At 44.6% G+C, this 3052-nt stretch carries 1 protein-coding gene; it reads left to right on the forward strand.

Annotation, left to right across the window (positions count from 1 at the left end):
* On the forward strand, positions 1-2734 hold a 2734-nt coding region (locus OCV31_RS09575), incomplete at its 5' end, for an S-layer homology domain-containing protein (protein ID WP_148474673.1).
* Positions 2735-3052: the final 318 nt, after the last annotated feature.

Consider the following 3052-nt stretch of genomic DNA (forward strand, 5'->3'; position numbering starts at 1 on the left):
TGACAAAGAGGCCATCGACAAGATTGTCAATGAAGCCACGAAAACCAATAACGAACGTGCACAGGCCAAAAAAGAGTTAGCCAAGGTCAAAGAAGAAGCAAAAGCCACCGTCGATCAGTTGGATGAGCTGAGCAAGGATGAAAAGACTAATACGAAAGCATCCATCGACCAAGCCGCTGACAAAGAGGCCATCGACAAGATTGTCAATGAAGCCACGAAAACCAATAACGAACGTGCAGAAGCGAAAAAAGCGCTTTTGAAAGCCAAAGAAAAAGCGAAAGCCACCGTTGACTTGCTTGATGAATTGACGGATAAAGAAAAGAAAGAGATCAAGAGCAAGATCGACAAAGCGGCCGATCAACCGGGCGTTACTGCGCTGTTGGAAGAAGCCAAACACACCAATAACGAACGTGCACAGGCCAAAAAAGAGTTAGCCAAGGCGAAAGAAGAAGCGAAAAAAGAAGTTGACAAACTTCCCAATCTCAGCGAAGAAACGAAAAACGGCATCAAAGACGAAATTGATAAGGCAACGAACAAAGAACAAATAGACAAGCTTGTTGAAGATGCGACAAACAAAAGCAATGCCGCAGCGGAAAATGCCTTAGCCGATAAGAAAGAAGAAGCGAAAAAAGAAGTTGACAAACTTCCTAATCTCAGCGAAGAAACGAAAAACGGCATTAAAGACGAAATTGATAAGGCAACGAACAAAGAACAAATAGACAAGCTTGTTGAAGATGCGACAAACAAAAGCAATGCCGCAGCGGAAAATGCCTTAGTCGATAAGAAAGAAGAAGCGAAAAAAGAAGTCGACAAACTTCCCAATCTCAGCGAAGAAACGAAAAACGGTATCAAAGACGAAATTGATAAGGCAACGAACAAAGAACAAATAGACAAGCTTGTTGAAGATGCGACAAACAAAAGCAATGCCGCAGCGGAAAATGCCTTAGCCGATAAGAAAGAAGAAGCGAAAAAAGAAGTCGACAAACTTCCTAATCTCAGCGAAGAAACGAAAAACGGCATCAAAGACGAAATTGATAATGCAACGAACAAAGAACAAATAGACAAGCTTGTTGAAGATGCGACAAACAAAAGCAATGCCGCAGCGGAAAAAGCCTTAGCCGATAAGAAAGAAGAAGCGAAAAAAGAAGTCGACAAACTTCCTAATCTCAGCGAAGACACCAAAAACGGCATCAAGGAAAAAATCGACGAGGCCGGAGATGTCGGTGCCGTAAATAAAATCGTTGAGGAAGCAAAGAAGGAAAACACCGAAGCGGAAGCGGCCGATAAGGAATTTGCCGAAAGAGTTAAAAGGGCCAAGGAAGAAGCGCGGATTTTCATGGATAGCATGGACAAATCCGTCTTGGATAGTCAATCGATCCGCTACCTAAGCGACGATGTAAAAGGGAAGATCGAAGAGGCCATCAACCATTCCAATTCTTTGTTGGCAGATGAAGCCATCGATGAGGCGAAGTTAAAGGAAATCGAAAATATTCCTTCTAAAAAAGTCAATGGCAAGAAAACCGGCATTTTCAGGGCTTTCACCAAACAAGCTTTGGTTGATTACGAGGTGTTGGGGACGCGCGATCAGCTCAACCCTCACAATAATAAAAATTATGTGGCATTAAAGGACAATAAGATTGAAATTCGGTCGAATCTTGAAGGCGCCGGAAAGATCGGCGAGAATGAAGAAGCTTTCTTTAAGCTGAATTATGTGACACAGAAGGATTTTGAAGAAGGGAAACCCAAGGCAGTAAGCAGTCCATCGACGAGGGTGGATACAAGCACGTCGGCGACGCCGAAATATAAGAAGCAGGAAGTGCCTCGGGATGATTACACGGTAAAACAAGTAGCCGGCGGCTATGAAATCGAAATCACGAAGCTACCCGAAAATGCCAAATATATTAAACCTATCGTCTATGTAAAATTTGCAAATGACACGTATTTTGAAAACGGAGATATGGTTGCAGTGACGGCTGCGGAAAATCCGGGAACGCCGAGTACGCCTGTGGTGCCGAATAATAACCGTAGAAGCGGCCGCGGATCGTCGTCCCACAGCATTTGGATGACGACGGGACAATCGAGTCAAGAGAAAAAATCGGAGCCCGTACTGCAAGCTGAGGCACCGAAAGTAAAGCATCAGGCATTTATTTTCGGCTACGGCGATAACAGCTTCCGCCCGGGAGGAAAGATCAGTCGCGCCGAGGCGGCGTCCATGATCGCCTCTCTGGCCGGTTTGGATACGAGCAACAAGGCCAAACCCGATTTCAAAGACACGGACAGCAGTTGGTACAACGAAGTGATCAACGCCATGGTGAAAAATGATTTAATGTTGGCGGATAAAAACGGAAACTTCCGTCCCAACGAACCCATTACGAGAGCCGAATTTGCCCGGGCATTGGCCGGCATCGACAAAAAGACGGATCGCATCGCGCCTTTCGCCGATGTAAAGGGTCATCCTTTTGAAGCTGCTATTAATCAAGCCTTCGGCAACGGCCGAATTATCGGCTACCCCGACGGCACCTTTAAGCCCGACGGAGCCATTACGAGAGCTGAAGCCGTGACGATTCTGAATCGTTACGACGGCAGGACCATGAGCAAGCAAGATCTGATGAAGATTAGAGGGAAATTCAATTCCTTTAAGGACGTCAGTGAAAATCACTGGGCATATGTCCAAATTCTCATGGCGGCAAACAATTATCAAGCCATGCTTGATGCATTGGCCGCGCACAAGTAAAAAATCCCACAGAATCTTGTCTTTTGAAAAAGGACGCAGTTTTCGCTGCGTCCCTTTTCTTTTAATTCCGTCGAAATGTATATTTGCCCATTGAAAAAGCACCTACTTTACTAGAGTGACCCCATAAAGTTGGACTTAATCGGCTCTATAATATCCATTGGGGAGTAAGCTCCTCAATGGATATTTTTGTCTTGAATTTACAATCTAAGTGCAACAAAAAATGATCCACCGTTTTCTGGTAAAATTGTGTCGACGAAAACCAATCAACCAGGAGGAACGATGAATCATTATTCTCATTTTACACTAAAAGAGCGTGAG

The sequence above is a fragment of the Aedoeadaptatus acetigenes genome, assembly GCF_025566985.1.
Lineage (GTDB): Bacteria > Bacillota > Clostridia > Tissierellales > Peptoniphilaceae > Aedoeadaptatus > Aedoeadaptatus acetigenes.